Source organism: Pseudarthrobacter ribosi, from assembly GCF_055412865.1.
Window position 1 is genome coordinate 1 of the sequence record NZ_JBVAYZ010000039.1, and the last position, 18,420, is coordinate 18,420.

The 18,420-nt window shown below is 69.8% G+C and carries 17 protein-coding genes, 1 pseudogene and 1 riboswitch; of the genes and pseudogenes, 10 read left to right on the forward strand and 8 right to left on the reverse strand.

Annotated elements, in window-relative coordinates; all coding sequences use genetic code 11:
* Both ACZYZ5_RS21070 and ACZYZ5_RS21075 read right to left on the reverse strand, forming a co-directional pair.
* Nucleotides 1–1,547, reverse strand: a 1,547-nt coding sequence (locus ACZYZ5_RS21070) for a DEAD/DEAH box helicase (RefSeq protein ID WP_463904317.1), incomplete at its 3' end; no start/stop codon positions are given.
* A gap of 301 nt (nt 1,548–1,848) precedes the next feature.
* Entirely contained in the window at nt 1,849–3,354 is a 1,506-nt protein-coding gene (locus tag ACZYZ5_RS21075; RefSeq protein WP_463904319.1) for an RNB domain-containing ribonuclease, read from the reverse strand.
* Nucleotides 3,355–3,395: 41 nt separating this feature from the next.
* Here ACZYZ5_RS21075 and ACZYZ5_RS21080 point away from each other — a divergent pair, with 41 nt between their 5' ends.
* The gene (locus ACZYZ5_RS21080) at nt 3,396–4,067 is read left to right on the forward strand and encodes a ferritin-like fold-containing protein (protein WP_463904320.1); all 672 of its coding nucleotides are present in this window, start codon (nt 3,396–3,398) and stop codon (nt 4,065–4,067) included.
* 85 nt (nt 4,068–4,152) lie between these two features.
* On the opposite strand, the gene thiE is transcribed toward ACZYZ5_RS21080, so the two are convergent.
* The gene (gene thiE, locus ACZYZ5_RS21085) at nt 4,153–4,860 is read right to left on the reverse strand and encodes a thiamine phosphate synthase (RefSeq protein WP_463904321.1); all 708 of its coding nucleotides are present in this window, start codon (nt 4,858–4,860) and stop codon (nt 4,153–4,155) included.
* A gap of 26 nt (nt 4,861–4,886) precedes the next feature.
* Nucleotides 4,887–5,021, forward strand: a riboswitch (TPP riboswitch).
* Here thiE and ACZYZ5_RS21090 point away from each other — a divergent pair.
* The 4 genes from ACZYZ5_RS21090 (at nt 5,015) to ACZYZ5_RS21105 (ending at nt 8,274) form a co-directional block, all read left to right on the forward strand.
* Nucleotides 5,015–6,523, forward strand: a complete 1,509-nt coding sequence (locus ACZYZ5_RS21090) for an FAD-dependent oxidoreductase (protein WP_463904322.1) — start codon at nt 5,015–5,017, stop codon at nt 6,521–6,523. It overlaps the preceding riboswitch by 7 nt.
* Nucleotides 6,520–6,756, forward strand: coding sequence for a sulfur carrier protein ThiS (gene thiS, locus ACZYZ5_RS21095; RefSeq protein WP_282383976.1), 237 nt, complete (start codon nt 6,520–6,522; stop codon nt 6,754–6,756). The genes ACZYZ5_RS21090 and thiS overlap by 4 nt, the downstream gene beginning before the upstream one ends.
* 5 nt (nt 6,757–6,761) lie before the next feature.
* On the forward strand, nt 6,762–7,580 hold the full coding sequence (locus ACZYZ5_RS21100) for a thiazole synthase (RefSeq protein ID WP_463904323.1): 819 nt from the start codon (nt 6,762–6,764) through the stop codon (nt 7,578–7,580).
* 19 nt (nt 7,581–7,599) lie between these two features.
* On the forward strand, nt 7,600–8,274 hold the full coding sequence (locus tag ACZYZ5_RS21105) for a 4a-hydroxytetrahydrobiopterin dehydratase (RefSeq protein ID WP_463904324.1): 675 nt from the start codon (nt 7,600–7,602) through the stop codon (nt 8,272–8,274).
* Between the two features lie 31 nt (nt 8,275–8,305).
* On the opposite strand, the gene ACZYZ5_RS21110 is transcribed toward ACZYZ5_RS21105, so the two are convergent.
* From ACZYZ5_RS21110 to ACZYZ5_RS21120, 3 genes are all read right to left on the reverse strand, one after another.
* Entirely contained in the window at nt 8,306–8,608 is a 303-nt protein-coding gene (locus ACZYZ5_RS21110; RefSeq protein WP_463904325.1) for a hypothetical protein, read from the reverse strand.
* 69 nt (nt 8,609–8,677) lie between these two features.
* Nucleotides 8,678–8,902, reverse strand: a complete 225-nt coding sequence (locus ACZYZ5_RS21115; protein WP_307460103.1) for a DUF3107 domain-containing protein — start codon at nt 8,900–8,902, stop codon at nt 8,678–8,680.
* A 52-nt stretch (nt 8,903–8,954) separates the two neighbouring features.
* A complete protein-coding gene (locus tag ACZYZ5_RS21120) occupies nt 8,955–9,620 on the reverse strand; it encodes a TetR/AcrR family transcriptional regulator (protein WP_463904326.1) in 666 nt (221 codons plus the stop codon).
* An 83-nt stretch (nt 9,621–9,703) separates the two neighbouring features.
* Between ACZYZ5_RS21120 and moeB the strand changes: the two genes are divergently transcribed.
* The gene (gene moeB, locus ACZYZ5_RS21125; protein WP_463904328.1) at nt 9,704–10,924 is read left to right on the forward strand and encodes a molybdopterin-synthase adenylyltransferase MoeB; all 1,221 of its coding nucleotides are present in this window, start codon (nt 9,704–9,706) and stop codon (nt 10,922–10,924) included.
* 124 nt (nt 10,925–11,048) lie between these two features.
* On the opposite strand, the gene ACZYZ5_RS21130 is transcribed toward moeB, so the two are convergent.
* Complete coding sequence (locus ACZYZ5_RS21130) at nt 11,049–11,486, reverse strand: VOC family protein (RefSeq protein ID WP_463904329.1); 438 nt, start codon at nt 11,484–11,486, stop codon at nt 11,049–11,051.
* Nucleotides 11,487–11,729: 243 nt separating this feature from the next.
* Here ACZYZ5_RS21130 and ACZYZ5_RS21135 point away from each other — a divergent pair, with 243 nt between their 5' ends.
* The gene (locus ACZYZ5_RS21135) at nt 11,730–13,478 is read left to right on the forward strand and encodes an HNH endonuclease signature motif containing protein (protein WP_463904330.1); all 1,749 of its coding nucleotides are present in this window, start codon (nt 11,730–11,732) and stop codon (nt 13,476–13,478) included.
* 180 nt (nt 13,479–13,658) lie between these two features.
* Here the strand turns inward: ACZYZ5_RS21135 and ACZYZ5_RS21140 are convergent, their stop codons facing one another.
* Nucleotides 13,659–14,996: a glutamyl-tRNA reductase gene (locus ACZYZ5_RS21140; protein ID WP_463904331.1), complete on the reverse strand. Its 1,338-nt coding sequence runs from the start codon at nt 14,994–14,996 to the stop codon at nt 13,659–13,661.
* A gap of 170 nt (nt 14,997–15,166) precedes the next feature.
* Between ACZYZ5_RS21140 and hemE the strand changes: the two genes are divergently transcribed.
* The 3 genes and pseudogenes from hemE to ACZYZ5_RS21155 form a co-directional block, all read left to right on the forward strand.
* On the forward strand, nt 15,167–16,264 hold the full coding sequence (gene hemE / locus ACZYZ5_RS21145) for a uroporphyrinogen decarboxylase (protein ID WP_463904332.1): 1,098 nt from the start codon (nt 15,167–15,169) through the stop codon (nt 16,262–16,264).
* Nucleotides 16,265–16,268: 4 nt separating this feature from the next.
* Nucleotides 16,269–17,747 (forward strand): protoporphyrinogen/coproporphyrinogen oxidase, encoded by a 1,479-nt coding sequence (locus ACZYZ5_RS21150; RefSeq protein WP_463904333.1) that lies wholly within the window; start codon nt 16,269–16,271, stop codon nt 17,745–17,747.
* Nucleotides 17,748–17,857: 110 nt separating this feature from the next.
* A pseudogene (locus ACZYZ5_RS21155) lies at nt 17,858–18,420 on the forward strand (hypothetical protein); the annotation flags it as partial.

An 18,420-nucleotide genomic window follows, 5' to 3' on the forward strand; every position in this document is an offset into this window, starting at 1 on the left:
CCGCCGCTGCGGCGCGTGTCGCGGCTGCCGCCGGTGGTGCGGCCGCCGTCACGACCGCCGCCGGTGGCGCCGGCGTCGCGTCCGCCCGTCCGGGCGCTGTCACGTCCGCCGGTGCGGGCGCTGTCGCGTCCGCCGGTGCTCTGTCCCGTGCGGGGGGCGTTCTTCTTGCCGGTCTCGCCCAGGTCCTCCAGGACCTCGGCGTCGACGCCGGCCAGCACACGCTTGTCGCGGGGCAGCCGGCCCTTGGTGCCCTCGGGGATGTCGAGTTCCTCGAAGAGGTGCGGCGAGGAGGAGTAGGTTTCCACGGGCTCCGGGACGCTTAGGCCCAGGGCCTTGTTGATCAGGCCCCAGCGGGGCATGTCGTCCCAGTCAACGAAGGTCACGGCGGTGCCCTTGTTGCCGGCGCGGCCGGTGCGGCCCACGCGGTGCAGGTAGATCTTTTCGTCTTCAACGCACTGGTAGTTGATGACGTGGGTGACGTCGTCGACGTCGATGCCGCGGGCGGCAACGTCGGTGGCGACGAGGACGTCCACCTTATTGTTGCGGAAGGCGCGCAGCGCCTGCTCGCGGGCGCCCTGGCCGAGGTCGCCGTGGATGGCGGCGGCGGCGAAGCCGCGGTCCACGAGTTCCTCGGCAACCTTGGCGGCGGTGCGCTTGGTCTTGGTGAAGATGATGGTGCGGCCGCGGCCGCGGGCCTGCAGGATGCGGGCGACGACCTCGATCTTGTCCATGCTGTGGGCACGGTAGATCAGCTGGCGGATGTCGCGCTTGGTCAGGCCCTCGTCATCGGGGTCGGCCGCACGGATGTGCGTCGGTTTGGTCATGTAGCGGCGCGCCATGGCGACGACCGGACCGGGCATGGTGGCCGAGAACAGCAGGGTCTGGCGGACGGCGGGCGTGCCGGCGATGAGGGTCTCGACGTCCGGGAGGAAGCCGAGGTCCAGCATCTCGTCGGCCTCGTCAAGGATGACCATCTTGACGTTCTTCAGCACGAGGTGCTTCTGCTTGTAGAGATCGATAAGGCGCCCGGGGGTGCCGACGACGACCTCGACGCCCTTCTGGAGGGCCTCGACCTGCGGCTCGTAGGCACGGCCGCCGTAGATCGTAGTGATGCGGGCGTTGCGCTTGCGGGCGGCGTTCTGCAGGTCATTGGCGACCTGGACGGCGAGCTCGCGGGTCGGCACAATCACAAGGGCCTGCGGGGCGCCGGGCGCGGGCAGCGAGTCATAGCCCGCGTCATCCGGTCCGACGACGCGCTGCAGCGCCGGGATGCCGAAGCCGAGGGTCTTGCCGGTGCCGGTCTTGGCCTGGCCGATGATGTCGTGGCCGGTGAGGGCGACGGGCAGGGTCATGGCCTGGATCGGGAAGGGGTGCGTGATGCCGGCGTCGGCCAGCGACTCCACGATGTCGGCGCGGACGTTGAAGTCGGCGAAGGTTTTCTCGGCTATCTCGTGCGGCTTCTCGTCCGAGATGATGGTCTCTTCCGGCTCGAGCGTTTCCGTTCCGGATTCGTCGGTCAGAAGTTGGTGCGTGTGCAATTCACTCACTAGGGGAGTTTCCTTATTCATTTTGGGCTGCGCTGCTTGCTCAACGGGGCCGGCCGGGTGGCCGTTCCGGAGCACGCTCAGGCGCGCAGGCAATTCCAGTGGAAGCCGATCGCGGGCTATCTAAATGCTGGCACTGGGGACCAGCGGGTCTGTCTCAAGATCGCGTAGGGGCGGGCTTGTTGAATTCGAAAATCAAGGAAATCAACGACCGGGCATCCATATCTACCCTTCCAGTCTAGCTGTACGCGGCCCGGATCCCCGACTGACACCGCAGACGGCGCGCGGGAGCGCCGCCGCTTGCCTAACCCACCAGCTCCAGCCGGACCTCGCGGGTGGCAATGTCGGAGGAGACAATCCGCACCCGGACCTGGGTGCCGGGTTCCAGTTCGCCGGGGCAGCGGGCGGTCACCGCGGGGTCGGCGATTTGCACGATTCCGGAGGGTCCGTTGCCGTTCCCCGTCTTGGGGCCGCCGCCTCCGTTCCCGTTTTTGCCGTTCGCATTCTTCCCGTTGCGGGGGTTTTTGGACCCCGAAATCACGACGGCGTCGAACTCCTGGCCGACATGGTTCACCAGGAGCGCCGCCTCGACGGTGTCGAGGGAGAGCCGCTCCAGTTTGGCAGCGAGCTGGTCCGAGGTCGCCATGATCCCCGGAAGGGAGGGAAGGGCAGCGCGGGCCCAGTCCGGGACGGACGTGCCGTTGCTGAGCGCTTCGCAGATGACCAGGACGAACCGGTCGATCAGCCGGCGCAGCGGGGCGGTGGAGTGGGCGTAGGCAGCGCCGATGGCAGCCTGGGTGGCGGCCTCGGGCACGGTTCCGTCGAAGGGGGTGTAACCGGCGCCGCGGAACAGCATGCCGGCCGAGTGTACGATCGCCAGCTGGCGCGGGTCCGTCGGATCCAGGGTGCGCAGGTATTCGCCGTAGCTCATTTCGCCGTCCCAGGGCTTGCCCAGGGCGCGGGTCTGGCGGTGGAAGTGCGCCAGCGAGGCTTCATCCGGGGCCGGCATGGTGCGCAGGATGCCGACCTTGCCCGCCAGCATGATCTCCGCGGCGGCCATCCCCGTCATCAGCGAGATCTGGGCGTTCCAGTCCTCCACGGGCAGCGGCGGCGCAGCGGCAATCCGGTAGCCGCCGTCGGCCAGCTGTTCGATTTCCTGTTCCGGCATGTTCAGGCTGGCGCCGCCGCGGAGCCGTTCCAGCTCGACCCGCTTTATCCCGACTTCCTTGAGCAACCGCAGCACGGGGGCGGCGGTCCCGGCGTCGAGTTCGGCCTGCACCCCCCGGTAGCTGAGCTTCGCCCGGCTGCGGACCGTCGCGCGGCGGACCAGCGCCGCGGACACCTTGGCCGCGGCGTCCAGCTCGAATTCCCACACGAACGCAGCGCACAGCTGGCCGGCGAGCAGGCTGCCGGCCTCTTCGCTGATGATTTCCGGATGCAGCGGAATCCGGCCGTCCGGGGTGTAGTAGGTCTGGCCGCGGCGGCGGGTTTCGGCGTCGAGCGCCCCGCCGGGGACCACAAAGGAGGGGACGTCGGCGATCGCATAGAAGACCTTGTAGCCCTCCCCGGTACGGTCGATGAAGAGGGCCTGGTCCAGGTCCGTGGAGGAGGCCGGATCGATCGTCACGAACTCGATATGCGTGAAATCCAGCTCCGGCAGCTCGTGCCCGGCGACGGCCTCCTTGGCTTCCCGGAGCGCATCCTCCGGGAAGGGGCCCGGCAACTCCAGCGTCGTGCGCAGCGCGTTGAGCGCCTCGGCAAGTTGGTTCTTCTGCTGGCGGACATTCGGGGTCAAGCGATGATGGGACACGAAAATCAGATTAGCTCCATTTGCGCCATTAGTCTTGGATCATGAGCACATCCCCGGCTGATCCTGCCCGTTACAACACCTTCCTGATGGATCTGCTCGGCGTCATGGCCTACGGCGAGCTTTCCGCCTTCGAACGGCTCTCCTCCGATGCCCGGTATTCACCCACCCTCCACGACCGTGCGGTGCTGGGCCGGCTCGCCGTGATCGAGTTCGAGCACTACGAGCTGGTGAGCGCCAAAATCGACGCCATGGGCCAGGATGTGGAGGCCGCCATGCTGCCGTTCCAGCCGTCCGTGGACCATTTTCACGAACGCACGCGCCCGGCGGACTGGTACGAGTCGCTGATGAAGGCGTACGTGATCGACACCGTCTCGGCCGATTTCTACCGCGCCATTTCCCGCTACGTCGACGCCGGAACCCGCGCCCTGGTGGAGCGGATCCAGGCCGACGGGGGAGCCACGGAGGTGCTGCGGGAACGGCTCAAGACAGCCCTGGCCGATGACCCGCGGCTGGCCTCGCGGCTGGCACTCTGGGCCAGGCGCCTGCTCGGGGAAGCACTGACCCAGGCGCAGCGGGTGAGTTTTGAGCACTCGTTTGTCGGGGGCCTGATCGGCGCGGACGAGGACCGGTCCAAGGAACTTGTCCGCGAACTGATGGACGAACTGGCCGCGAACCACACCCGCCGGATGACCCAGCTCGGCCTGGCCGGCTGACCGGACGCCCGAACGGTCAAGGCCGGTCCGGGGCCGGCCCCGGCCGGACCGGTTCGGCGCTTTCTCAGCGTTCAGTTCCCCGCGTTCAGTTCCCCGCGGCGTCGAGGGCCGCGAGCAGGGCCTGGGCGGCGGCGGCGGGATCTTCGGCTTCGGTGATGGCGCGGACGACCACGATCCTGCTCGCCCCGGCCTCCACCACCTGCTCCACGTTGTCGAGGTCAATGCCGCCGATCGCGAACCAGGGCACCTCTCCCGCGACCTTGCCCTCGCGCTTGTCACCGGCCAGGACCGATGCCCGGCGGGTCGCGTCGGCCGCATGGCGCACCAGCTCGAGTCCGACGGCGGCGCGCCCCGGCTTGGTGGGGGTGGCCCACACCGGCCCGACACAGAAGTAGTCCAGGCCGCTACGGCCGGGGGCGGCGGCGATGGCCGCGTCCACCTGGTCCGGGGTGTGCGTGGAGAGACCGATCACGGTGTCCTTGCCCAGGAAGTTCCGCGCGGCTCCAAGGGGGATGTCCTTCTGGCCGACATGGAACACCGGAGCCCCGGAGAGCGAGGCGAGGTCCGCCCGGTCGTTGACGGCCCAGAGCCGGCCGTGCCGACGGGCCGCCTCGTGCAGGACTTCCAGGAGTTCCAGCTCCTCGGCCGCCTCCAGGGACTTGTCGCGCAGCTGGATGATGTCAACGCCGCCGGAAAAGGCCGCGTCCACGAAGTCCGCAAAGTCGCCGCGATCCTGGCGGGCACCGGTGCAAAGGTAAAGACGGGCAGTGGTGTGTACGGCATCCTGGCTCATGCCTCCAGCCTAGTTCCTCTAAACTGGGCGAATACCGCGGGAGCCCGCCGCAGCCGGTCACGCCACAGGCGCCCGGCACCGGCAGGCTGAGAGGGCGTCAGAGCCGACCGCTTGACCTGATCCGGTTAGTACCGGCGTAGGGAAGGAATCCTTCATGGGCCCACCATCCGCCCGCGGCTCGTCCGCGGCAACTGACACTGCGACGCCCGATGACACCGGAACCCGGGAATGTTACGACGTTGCCGTGATCGGCGGCGGAGTTATCGGCCACGGGATCGCCTGGGCGGCGAGACGCTCAGGCCGTTCGGTCGCCCTGATCGACGACGCCCCCGGAAGCGGCGCCAGCTGGGCCGCCGCCGGCATGCTCGCCCCGGTGAGTGAACTGCATTACCAGGAGGAAGCCCTCTTGGAGCTCATGCTCGAATCCTCCCGCCTCTGGCCGGCTTTCGCCGCCGCACTGGACGGTGAACCGGCCGCCGCACTGGACCGGGAACCGGACACGGGACAGGCCGCCGGGGCCGGAGGCGCACGGACGGACACCGGCACGGGATACCTCACGACGCCGACCCTCGCCGTCGGGGCCGACGCCGCCGACCGCCGGGCGCTCGCGGACCTGCGCACCGTCCAGCAGGCGCACGGCCTCGCCGTGGAGCCGCTGACCGTCCGTGAGGCGCGGGTGCGGGAGCCTCTCCTGAGCCCGGGCATCTCCTGCGCTTTCGACATTCCCGCCGACCACCAGGTGGACCCCCGCCGGCTGCTCGCCCGGATCGGCGAGCTCCTTGCCGCCGACGGTCAATGCCACACCATCACCCGGCGCGCTGCCGGCCTGCTCTGGGCGGACGGGCGGGTGGCAGGGGCCAGCCTGGCCGGCGGCGGCAGCGTCCGGGCCACGGAAACCATTGTGGCCAACGGCCTGGGCGCCGCCGCGCTGGAGGGCCTCCCCGCCGGACTTCGGTTGCCGCTGCGGCCGGTCCACGGCGACATCCTCCGGCTCCGCGTGCCGGACAAGCTGCGGCCGCTGCTGACCTCCACCGTGCGGGGACTGGTCCGCGGCGTCCCGGTCTACATCGTTCCCCGGCGGGACGGCACGGTGGTGATCGGCGCCACCCAGCGGGAGGATGCCCTCGGTGCCGACAGCCAGACGGCGGCCCCGGCCGGCCGCACCCCCGGCGGCGGCCCCGAAGCGGGCGGAAGCAGCCCCGGCGGCGCCGTGTCCGCCGGCGGCGTCTACCAGCTGCTACGCGACGCCCAGCAGCTGGTCCCCGCCGTCGCCGAACTGGAACTGCTCGAGGCCACCGCGAGAGCCCGTCCCGGGACCCCGGACAACGCGCCGCTGCTGGGCCGGGTCACCGGGCCGGGGCGTCGCGGGGACGTAGCGGGACTGATCGTCGCCACCGGGTTCTTCCGGCACGGCATCCTGCTCACCCCCGCCGCCGCGGAGATCTGCCGGCAGCTGCTGGACGGCGTCGCGGACCCCCGCTGGGCGCACTTCCGGCCGGACCGGTTCGCCCCCGGAACGCAGGACACCGGCACGGAGGATTCCGGCATGCAGGACGCGCTCCCGACGGCCGCGGGACCGCCGGAAACGACCCCCCGGATCACAGCACCCCGAGAGACCACCCACCGGGACACCACCCCTGAGCACAGCAAGGAAACGGCATGAACATCAGACTGAACGGAACGGAACACGCGCTCCCCGACGGCGCCTCGGTCAGCACCCTCGTCAGCCAGGTCACCGGCCGGCCCCTCGCCCCGAACGGCCGGTCCGCGGACGGCGGGAAACTCGGGGTCGCCGTCGCCCGCAACGCGGAAGTGGTTCCGCGCAGCCAATGGCACGGCACCGCGCTCGCCGACGGCGACGACGTCGAGCTGGTCACGGCGGTACAGGGAGGATGAGCAGCATGGCGGAAACCACACGGGCAGCGGCCCCGGGAGTATCACCGGCAGCAGCGGATCCCTTTACGGTCGACGGCGTGCAGCTGGGGTCGCGGCTGATCATGGGCACGGGCGGGGCGCCGAGCCTGGACGGTCTGGGCGCCGCGCTGCTGGCCTCCGGCACCGAGCTGACCACCGTCGCGATGCGGCGCTACTCGCCCGCGGAGGCCGGGTCGCTGTTTCAGCTGCTGCTGGACCACAACATCCGCGTGCTGCCCAACACCGCGGGCTGCTTCACCGCCAGGGACGCCGTCCTGACCGCCGAACTGGCCCGCGAAGCCCTCGAAACGGACTGGGTGAAGCTGGAAGTCATAGCCGACGAGCACACCCTGCTGCCGGACGCCGTGGAACTCGTCGAGGCCACCGAACAGCTGGTGGCCCGCGGATTCAAGGTCTTCGCCTACACCAACGACGACCCGGTACTGGCCCTCCGGCTGGAAAACCTCGGCGCCGCCGCAGTGATGCCCCTGGGTTCACCGATCGGCACGGGCCTGGGCATCCTGAACCCGCACAACATCGAACTGATCGTCTCGCGGGCCTCCGTGCCCGTGGTCCTGGACGCCGGGATTGGCACCGCCTCCGACGCCGCCCTGGCCATGGAGCTTGGCTGCGACGCCGTCCTGCTGGCGACGGCAGTGACCCGGGCGCAGAATCCGGTGCTAATGGGGGAGGCCTTCAAGCACGCCGTGATCGCCGGTAGGCTGGCCAAAAGGGCCGGCAGGATCCCGCGCCGGGAGCACGCGCTGGCGTCCTCGGCGATGGAGGGCCGGGCCGAATTCCTCTAGGCAGCAAAAGGAGCCCGCAATGGCAGCCACGGACGACATCCTCGACGACGGCCAGATCGACGCGGCCCTGGCGGAGCTGCCGGACTGGAGATACCGGCTCGGTGGTCTCGTCACGGCCTACAAGGCGCCGACGGCGGCCGCGGCGCTGGAACTGATCGCCGCCGTCGGACGCCTCGCCGAGGAGCAGAACCACCACCCGGACCTGGACTGGCGCTACAACCGGGTCTTCCTGCGGTACAGCTCCCACGACGCCGGGGACGAAGTCACGCGGCGGGACGTCGCGGCCGCCATGGCCGCCGGGGCGGCAGCAGCCGCTGTCGGCGCCACCGCGGAACCCGGCCTGCACCGGACCGTGGAGGTGGCCATCGACTCCGAGGACCCGGCCGCCATCGCGGAGGTCTGGCGGGTGGCCCTCGGCTACCGCCGCGGCGGCGCGAATGACCTGGTGGACCCGTATGGGCGCGGCCCGACGCTCTGGTTCCAGGAAACCTCCACTCCCAGCCCCAACCGGCTGCACCTGGACATCCACCGCAGCAGGGCCGAGTCGGGTCCCGTGCTGGAGAAAACGGCGGCCGCCGGGGCCTTAATGAACCATGACCACGCACCCGACTGGGTGGTGGTCACGGATGCGCAGGGAAACCAACTGTGCCTGTGCACTGAAGCAGGCCACGGAACCGGAGCGCCGGAGGCCTGAGCCCCGGCAGCCGGCCAGCGACCCGAAACTACTAGTAGCGCAGGATCGCGGTGAGCCGGGCCGTGTCGCGGCTGGTGCGCGATTTGCCCAGGTACAGCACGGCTGCCACGGAGGCGGCGGCGCCCAGGACCATGGGCAGCACCCACGGAATCCAGGTCAGCCCCGGCTGGTAGCCAAGCCCGGCGGCCATAAACGCGATCCAGCTCAGCATCCCGACCGTCAGCGACACCCCGGCCGGCACGGTGATGCCGTACTTGGCGTGGCGCTTGTCGTTGGCCCACACTACAAAGCCCGCAGCCACGGTCACCAGGGCAACCACAATCAGGGAAAGCATGTTAGGACTCCTTGCGGATCGGGGTGCCGGCCGGCACCGGTGCTGCCGGTGCACAGGGGCGGCTGGTGGTTAGAGCGCGCCGAAGCCGACGCGGCGTACTTCCTCGGCACCGATTTCAACATAGCCCAGGACGTTCGCGGGAATGATGATCAGGCGGCCTTTTTCGTCCGTCAGGCGCAGCTCCGTGCCCTTCGCGATGGCCTCGCCGACCACCTTGGCGACGGCGTCGGCCTCCTGGGACGATTCCAGGACAATTTCGCGGCCGATGTTCTGTATGCCGATCTTTACTTCCACAGCAAGGCCTCCCAGCCAATCAAAGTTCTCAGGTGTTATGTCTATTTGTAGTCTAGGTTTCCTTGGGGAAGCGGGAGATTCCGCGCCAAGCTAAACGGTAGATCAGATCGCTGGCCACATCGAGGTCAAGATTGCCGTCGGTTTCCAGCCAGTACCGGGCGCTTACCTGCGCCATTCCGGCGAGCCCGCGGCCGAGCAGTTGGGACTCCAGTTCGGGCAGCTTGGTGTCCTCGGCAATGACCCGGGCGACGGCGTCGGCGAAGGTCTTGTTGAACGCTTCCAGCCGGGCGCTGACATCGACGTCGTTGACGAGGTCGGATTCGAAGACGAGGCGGTGGGCCTGGTCGTCGCTGGCGATGAAGCGGAAATAGGCCCGCATGACCGCCTGGACGCGCTCATCGTTGTCCGTGGTGGAGTTGAGGGCTCCGAGCAGCAGCTCAATGAGTTTGCTCAGCTGGCTGTCCAGCAGGGCCAGGTACAGCTCGCGCTTGGACGGGAAGTGCTGGTACAGCACGGGCTTGCTGACATGGGCGGTCTCGGCAATTTCATCCATCGCGGCCCCGTGGTAGCCGTTGGCAACGAACACTTCCTGGGCTGCGGCGAGCAACTGTGCCCGGCGCTCATCGCGGGGCAGCCGCGCCGATCGCTGTCCGCTGCGTGCCGGGACGTCCGGTGACTTTCCGGTATGACCCCGCTCAACCGGTGCCTGATGAACCACTGTCGGCCTTCTTTCGCTTGCTGTTACGTCCACTTTACGTGCCGGTAATATGACTGGCGGCATCTTCGGGCATAGATTGAAGTATGGCTTCCAAGTTCACCCCCAGCCCAGGCCCCGTAACCCCGGAAACTGCGCCCGTGGCGCCCGGACCGCTGGTGGAACCGGCCGACGGCCTGAGCCCGGACGAGGTGGAACGGTACTCCCGGCACCTGATCATCCCGGAGATCGGGTCCCTTGGGCAGCGCCGCCTGAAAAATGCCAAGGTTCTCGTGATCGGCGCCGGCGGCCTGGGCTCTCCCGCGCTGCTGTACTTGGCCGCCGCCGGCGTGGGAACCCTGGGAATCGTCGACGACGACACCGTGGACCTGAGCAACCTCCAGCGCCAGGTGATCCATGGCGTGGCGGATGTGGGACGGCCCAAGATCGAGTCGGCGCGCGACGCCATTGCCGCCCTGAACCCGCTCGTGGCGGTCCGGCTGCACAACGTCCGGCTGGACGCCTCCAACGCCCTGGAGCTGTTTGCCGACTACGACCTCATCCTGGACGGCGCCGACAACTTCGCCACCCGCTACCTCGTGAACGACGCCGCGGCGATCCTCGGCAAGCCCTACGTCTGGGGTTCGATCTTCCGCTTCGACGGGCAGGTCAGCGTCTTCTGGGAAAAGTTCGGCCCCACGTACAGGGACTTGTACCCGGAGGCGCCGCCCGCGGGCTCCGTGCCGTCCTGCGGGGAAGGCGGCGTGTTCGGGATGCTCTGCGCCGCCGTCGGCTCGCTCATGGTCACGGAGGCCGTCAAGCTGATCACCGGCGTCGGGCGTTCCCTGCTGGGCCGCGTGGCGCTCTTCGACGCCCTCGGCGGGACCTGGCGCGAAATCAAGGTCTCCCGGGACCCCGAGGCGGAGCTGATCACGGAACTGACGGACTACGAGGCCTTCTGTGGCATCACCCCGGCTGCGGAGGCGGGCACCGAACACACGGTGACTGCCACGCAGCTGGCCACCATGCTGGCCGCCCGCACCGCCGGACTCAAGGACTTCCAACTGGTCGATGTGCGGGAAACGGGGGAGTACGAGATCGTCAGGATCGACGGGGCCCTGCTGATCCCGCAGGGCCGGATCCTGGCCGGCGAGGCCTGGAACGAGCTGCCGCAGGACACGGACATCGTGTTCCACTGCAAGGGCGGGACGCGGTCCGCGGCTGTCCTCGCGGCCGCCCGGGCTGCCGGCTATGAGCGCGTCAGCCACCTCGACGGCGGAATCCTGGCCTGGGTGCGGGACGTGGAGCCGGACAAACCGGTCTACTGAGCGGGTCAGCCTGAAGGGAAGCCGATGCGTGGCGGCCCGTGAGACCAGCGACGCTCTGCGTTTTGCTGATGGAGTCGGTGGCGCCGTGTCATTTTCACACAGGCCAATTGGGCCGACCCGGGTGTCAGTCTTTCTTCAATTTCTCGGCGAGCATCACGATGATTCCGCTGGGACCGCGGAGGTACGTAAGTTTGTATTCGTCGCCGTAGGTCGCCACGCCGCGTAGCGGATGGCATCCGTGCTTCGCAGCTACTTCAAGGGCTTTGTCGATGTCGTCGACCGAGAAGGCCACGCGGTGCATGCCGATGTCGTTGGGACGGGTTGGGTTCGACTCGTTCGCCTTGGGGTGGATGTATTCGAAGAGCTCAAGTCGACCATGACCGTCTGGGGTCTGGAGCATCGCAATATTGGCGTGGTTGCCATCAAGTCCGACGGCAGTGTCGGTCCACTCGCCGCTGACCGTATCCCGGCCGACGACCGTGAGCCCGAGGTCGGTGAAAAAGGCGATTGCTGCTTCGAGGTCGCGAACGGCGATACCGACGTTCTCAAGTTTGATGGCCATGCGTTGAAGCTACCAAGGCGGCCCGAAAAGCTCCAGTGGCGGGCCGGCCTTGAAACAGGGCCATGTGATGGAGCATTCCGCCCAGTGTCATCGACGAAGGGTTGAGCGTCGCCTGTAGGCCGGCCGCATCGAGCCGTTACGAAGCGCTCAACCTCAGAGCTCACTGGCGTAGATAGGTGCCGGCATCGCACCGTCATCGCCAGTTCCATCAAAACTGTCGGTGCCTCGTGATGTCATGGGGGTATGGAAAGCACGGTGTGGAGTGCGGAGAGCAGGGAGGCCCTGGCGGCTGTCGCCGCGTCCGTTGCTGCTTTGGCTGTCTTCACCGGTTCCGGGGAGGACCACGCTGATTCGGCCCGCATCATTCCGTCCGGCGCCGGTCCATTGCGGGGTGCCGAGTCTGGTCCGCCGTGGGCGGATCCGTTGCGGCTTCTGGCGGACGCCAGCCTGGACGGGCTCTCGGGGTTGGCCGTTGTGGAATCCCGGTTCGCGGCGCTGAAGGTGTTGCTGACCGCGGACTATGCGGCGGCGACCCGGGCCCTGGCGTCCCCGACGGCATCCCTGCGGGACCGCACCGTCCAGGAAATGGCGATGGTCGCCGAGCTCGCCTGTGTCCTGACGGTCAGCGAACACGCCGCCGGAGCCCTGCTCGGCGAGAGCCGGGCCCTGACGACGTCGCTGCCGCTGACCCTGGACGCGTTGCGGGACGGGACGATCTCCTGGGCCCACGCCCGGATCATGGTCGACGAAACCGGTGACCTGGACCCGGCCGGGGCGGCGGCACTGGAGGCGCACTTCCTGGACCCCGACGCGCCCAACCCGGCCCGCGGATGCCCGGCCGGGGAACTCGTCCCGTACCGGTTTCGCGCCAAGGCCCGCACCTGGCGCGAACGCCACCACCCGGTCAGCATCGAAGCACGCCACACCAAGAGCGCCAAAGACCGGCGGGTCGAATTCCGCCCGGATTCTGACGGGATGGCCTGGCTCTCCGCCTACCTCCCGGCCGATACCGCGGCGGGGATCTGGGAACGGACCACCGCCGCCGCCCGCGCCCTCCAGGGCCCGGATGAGCCCCGGACCCTGACCCAGCTCCGCGCCGACGTCGCCGCCACCTGGCTCCTCGGCACCAACAGCGCCACCGGTACCGACGCCGACGGCAACGGCCTGACCGGGGAGGTGCCGGTCCCGCGGGCACAGGTCCTGATCACCGTCCCGGTCCTGTCCCTGCTCGGCGCCGGGGAGGAACCGGCGGTCCTGGACGGGTACGGGCCGATCCCGCCGTCCATGGCCCGGGCCCTGATCGCCGACGGCGCGGAGTCCTTCCACCGGGTCCTGACCGACCCGCGTGACGGGGCCCCGCTGGAAATCGGCCGGACCGGCTACCGCCTCACAAAAGCTATGCGCCAATGGCTCCGGCTCCGCGACGGCCGATGCCCCTTCCCGGGCTGCAACAACCCCTCCCTGGACAACGAGGCCGACCACCTCCTGGCCTGGGCCGACGGAGGCACCACCGGGCTCAACAACCTCGGGCAGCCCTGCCCCAAACACCACCGCCTCAAACACGGCTCCGCCTGGACACCCGCCGCGGCCAGCAAACACAAACCGCCCGGCTGGACCTCACCCTCAGGACGGAACTACCCCAGCGAACAACAGGACTGGGAACCACCCCACTGGCCACCAAACATTCTGGCCACCGACACGGGAACGGGAACGGGCACGGGCACGGGCACGGATACACTTCCGCACCCAGCCCTGCCCGCGGACCCCGGCTGGGATCCCGACCTGGACCTGCCCCCGGACCCCGGCCGGGATCCCGAACTGGACCTGCCCCAAGTCCCCGGCTGGGATCCAGACCTGGACCTGCCCCCGGACCCCGGCCGGGATCCCAACCTGGAACTGCCGCCTGATCCCTTCACGGACTGGTACTTATGCACGGCCGGGCACCCGTGGCCAGCCGTAGATACCGACCGCCAGGGCCTGTCTCTGAATTAGTGCGTGACGAGTTGGCCTGCTGGACCATGCCGCCGACTTTGGGTCGTGGCGGATGCCCGAGGGGAGCCGATCGAATCGTTGATGCGGAGATCTGCCGGGAAGCCGTCGCGGCAGGGTCGTTCTCCGGGCTAGCCAGCCGGCTAGCGCCGTCGGGCCGTTAAGTCGGGGGGAAGCGCCCGCTTAAGCGATTTCCCGCACGCCGTCCGGTCCGGGACGGTCCTGATGTTCAACCGGGCAGCCGGCGTCGGCCGCTTTTGCCGCGGGCTGTTCGACGGTGATGCCGTACAGCGCCTCAAGGGCGGCCACGTAGTCTTCCTGCTGGCCGTTGGCGGCGAGCTCGCGGGCCCGGACCGTGGGGACATGCAGCAGCTGCTTGACCATCCGGCGGAGCGCGAACTCGACTTCCTCGGCCGCGGCGGTGCAGCCATGGCGGGCCCGGACCTTTTCCATTTCCGCGTCCAGCACGTTCATGGTGTGCCGGCGCAGGGCGACAATGGCCGAGTCCACCGAGCGGGCCTCGCGTTCCTGCTCGAACGCGTTGGCCGCGCCAGCCACAATGCTGCTGGCCTGGGCCAGCGATTCGGACTGTTCCTGCGGGGCGGCGAGGCGGACCGATTCCAGCGTGAGCAGTTCAACGCCGTCGAGTCCGCCGACGGCGGGATCAAAATCGTGGGTGAGGGCGAGGTCGATGGCGATCAGGGGCTGGGGCGAGGTCGTCCGGACCCTGGCCAGTTCGGATGCTTCGACGCGGGTGTCCGCGCCGCTGCAGCCGATCATGACGTCGGCGGCGGCGACGGCGGCCGGGAGGCTGTCGCCGTCCAGCGCGGTCCCGCCGCGGGTGGCGACGAAACCGGCGGCACGTCCGGAGGAGGAGTACACGGACACATCCGTGCAGCCGCGCTCACGCAGCAGCGACATGGTGGCGCCGGCGTAGGCGCCGGTGCCGAACACCACGACCTTTTTGGTGGACCAGTCGGGGACTTCGGACAGCTCGGTGGCGAGGTCAAGGGCCACGGAGACCACCGAGAGGCCGCGGGCGCCCAGGGCCGTCTGCGCTCCGACGTCCTTGGCGGTCTTCGACGCCGCCTGGAAGAGCCGGACAAGGCCGGCGCTGGCCGTGCCTTCGTGCTGGGCCGTAATCAGGGAACGCCGGACCTGGCCGGCGATTTCGCGTTCCCCGACGACGGCGGAGTCCAGCCCGGAGCTGACGGAGAACAGGTGCCGGGTGACGTCCGTGCCTGTGCGGGTGCTGAAGGAACGCGCGACCAGCTGTTCGTTGAGTCCGGTGGAACCGCTGAGCTGGGCGATGAGGGCCAGGCGGGCATCTTCGACGTCGTCCTGCCGGTGAGCTTCACCGTAGATTTCGAAGCGGTTGCAGGTGGCAAGCACGATGGCACCCGCCACGGCCGGCGATCCGGCGAGGGCGGATGTGGCGAGCTCGGAAGCGCCGGTGCTCAGTAGAGCAACGGTCTCGAGGTCGATGTCGGCGTGGGTCGCCACCAGAGAAAAAAGAACCACAGCACCACAATCATAGCTTTTTCGTTCCCGCGTAGAACAACAGCCCGGCGTGCGACTGCACACGCAGGGCTGTGATTCCCGCCACGGCCCGGGCGCTGCCCGTGTCGCTGCCGGAGTCGGTGACAGGCTGTCGTTATCTTTTGGGGCTGATTTTCGGCACAATCGAAGTCATGACTCCTCGCGCTGCGGCAACTCCTGAACTCTCCGGCCTTGACGCCGGGCACCCTCTGATGGACGGCCGCACCGCGGATTCCCCGCTGATCACCGCCTACCGCGGCGGCAAGCCCTCCCGCCGTCCGGTGTGGTTCATGCGCCAGGCCGGCCGCTCGCTGCCCGAATACCTCAAGCTGCGCGAGGGGGTCGCGATGCTGGATTCCTGCCTGCGGCCGGAACTGGCCTCCGAGATCACCCTGCAGCCGGTCCGCCGCCACGATGTCGACGCCGCCATCTTCTTCTCCGACATCGTCATCCCGCTCAAGCTGGCCGGAGTCGGAGTGGACATTGTTCCCGGCGTCGGCCCCGTGCTGGAGAAGCCGGTCCGCACCGCGGCCGACGTCGCCGCCCTGCCCCAGCTGACCTGGGAAGCCCTCGAACCCATCCGCGAGGCCGTCCGGCTCACCGTGGCCCAGCTGGGGAAAACCCCGCTGATCGGCTTCGCCGGCGCGCCGTTCACGCTCGCGGCCTACATGGTCGAAGGGAAGCCCTCTCGCGACCACCTCGGCCCGCGCACCATGATGCACGCCGGCCCGGAGACCTGGACAGCGCTAGCCAACTGGGCCGCGGACGCCTCCGGCATGTTCCTGCGGGCCCAGCTGGAAGCGGGCGCTTCCGCCGGCCAGCTCTTCGACTCCTGGGCCGGATCCCTCGGCCTGGCCGACTACAAACGCTTCGTCGCCCCGGCCTCCTCCCGCGCCCTGGACCACGTGCGTGACCTCGGCGCCCCGCTGATCCACTTCGGCACCGGCACTTCGGAACTGCTGGTCGCCATGCGCGACGTCGGCGTCGACGTCGTCGGGGTGGACTACCGGCTGCCGCTGGATGAAGCCAACCGCCGGCTGGGCGGCACGGTGCCGCTGCAGGGCAACATCGACCCGGCCCTGCTGTCCGCGCCGTGGGAGGTGCTGGAAGCCCACGTCCGCGACGTCATCGCCGCCGGCGCCGCAGCCCCCGGCCACGTGCTGAACCTCGGCCACGGTGTGCCGCCGGAAACCGATCCCGACGTGCTGACGCGCGTGGTCACACTCATCCACTCGATCTCCCCGGAGTAAGCGCGTGGAGGCAGCCCGCGGCACCGCCGGGGACACCGCGGCGCCCACCGCCGTGGTGGTGGGCGGCGGGATCTCCGGCCTGCTGGCCGCCCGCGAACTGGCCCGCGCCGGCGTCGGCACCACGGTCCTGGAGGCCTCCGGCGCGTGGGGCGGTTGCGTCGGCAGCCACGTCGTGGCCGGCCTGACCCTGGACAGCGGCGCCGAGTCCTTCGCCACCCGCTCCTCCGCCGTCGCGGATCTCGCCGCCGAACTGGAGCTGGCTGGGAAGATCGTCGCCCCGCAGCCGGGCGGCGCCTGGGTCCAGTTGCCCGACGGCGCGCGCGAACTGCCCCGCACCGGAGTCCTTGGCATCCCGGCCAACCCCTGGGATCCGGAAGTCCGCCGCTCCCTCGGCCTCCTCGGTTCGCTCCGGGCTTCGCTCGACAAGCTGCTGCCTGCCTCGCTGGGGACCCGGGACGAGGCCACGAGCGTCTCGGCCCTGGTCCGCGCACGGATGGGGCGGCGCGTGCTCGACCGGCTCGTCGCGCCCGTCGTCGGCGGGGTCCACTCCGCGGACCCGGACGTCCTGGACATCGACATGGTGGCCCCCGGCCTGCGCGCTGGGATCCGCGACCACGGCTCCCTCGCCGCCGCCGTCGGGGCGCAACGTCGTGGCGCCCCGACAGCGGGAGGGCCTGTCCCCGGGGCGCCGTCCCCGGGGCTGCAGAAGGCGGGATCGGCCGTCGCGGGACTGCGCGGCGGGATGCACACCCTGATCCCGGCCCTGCTGGCCGAGCTGCGCCGCCAGGGCGTGACACTGCTCGGCGGCACCCGGGCCGACTCCGTGGAGCGCACTGCCGCAGGCTGGCGGGTCACCGCGGGCGGCACCGCCTACGACGCCGGGCTCCTGGTCGTCGCCGTGGAAGGCCCGGCCGCCATCGAACTGCTCGCCGGCGCCCTGCCGGCGCTGGCGGGCCACCGCCCCGAGCCCGGACCCGACGTCAGCCTGGTCACCCTCGTGGTGGACCTGCCCCAGCTCGACGCCCGGCCGCGCGGCACCGGAGTCCTGGTCGCGCCGCAGAGCCCCGGAATCCAGGCCAAGGCCCTTACCCACGCCACCGCCAAATGGGGGTGGCTGGCCGAGCAGACCGGCCCCGGCACCCACATTGTCCGGCTGTCCTACGGCCGCGGTGACACCCGGCATGGAGCGGCGGTCCGGCCGGAGCCTCGCACCGACACGGAGCTGTTCGAGGCAGCCCTGAAGGACGCCTCCGCCCTGCTCTCCGTACCGGTCACCGCCGGCGATGTGGTGGACTGGGACGTTGTGCGCTGGGGCGGTGCACTGCCGTTCGCCTCGCTCGGACACAAGCGCCGCGTCGCGGAGGTGCGCAGCATCTGCGCGGCGGACGGGACGCTGGCAATAGTGGGCGGCTGGCTGTCGGGCAACGGCCTGGCCGCGATCGTGGCCGACACTCCGCAGCAGGTCAGGCACCTGCTGCCCTGAGTGGTGCCGGAGCCCGTTATCCGGACGCCGCTCCGGCCGCCCGGGCACCCATAAAGAGCGCGAAACGGCAAATTTTCGCCCGCCTCCGCTGACGGCTAAGGTCGATGACCATGGTTACTCACAGGTCCAACGTCCAAAAAACGCAGACCGGTCACCATGGGGGACTTCGGCGCGGCACGGCGGCTGCCGCGCTCGGAGTGGTGCTGGCTTTCTCCGCAGGCGCGCCCGCCGCACACGCGGCCACAAATGCTTCCGTTTCCGCCTCAGTTGCCGGTGCGACGGACCTGCAGTCCCTTGGTCTCGCCGGCCTGGTTGACGGCCCGCTGGTGCGGGCGAAGCACCCCGCACCGGACCCCACACGTTCCAGCCCCTCCCCGCAGCCCACCTCCTCCGAGGACCTTGACGAGCCGGAGCCCGGCCGGAGCCCCAGGCCCTCGCCCAGTCGGCCCGTCACCCCGCAGCCCGTGGCACCGCAGCCCGTCACCCCGCAGCCCGTGGCACCGCAGCCCGTGGCACCGCAGCCCGTCACCCCGCAGCCCGTGGCACCGCAGCCCCTGGCGCCGCAGCCCTCGCCCAGCCAGCCCGTCACCCCGCAGCCCGTCACCCCGCAGCCCGTCACCCCGCAGCCCGTGGCACCGCAGCCCGTGGCACCGCAGCCCGTGGCACCGCAGCC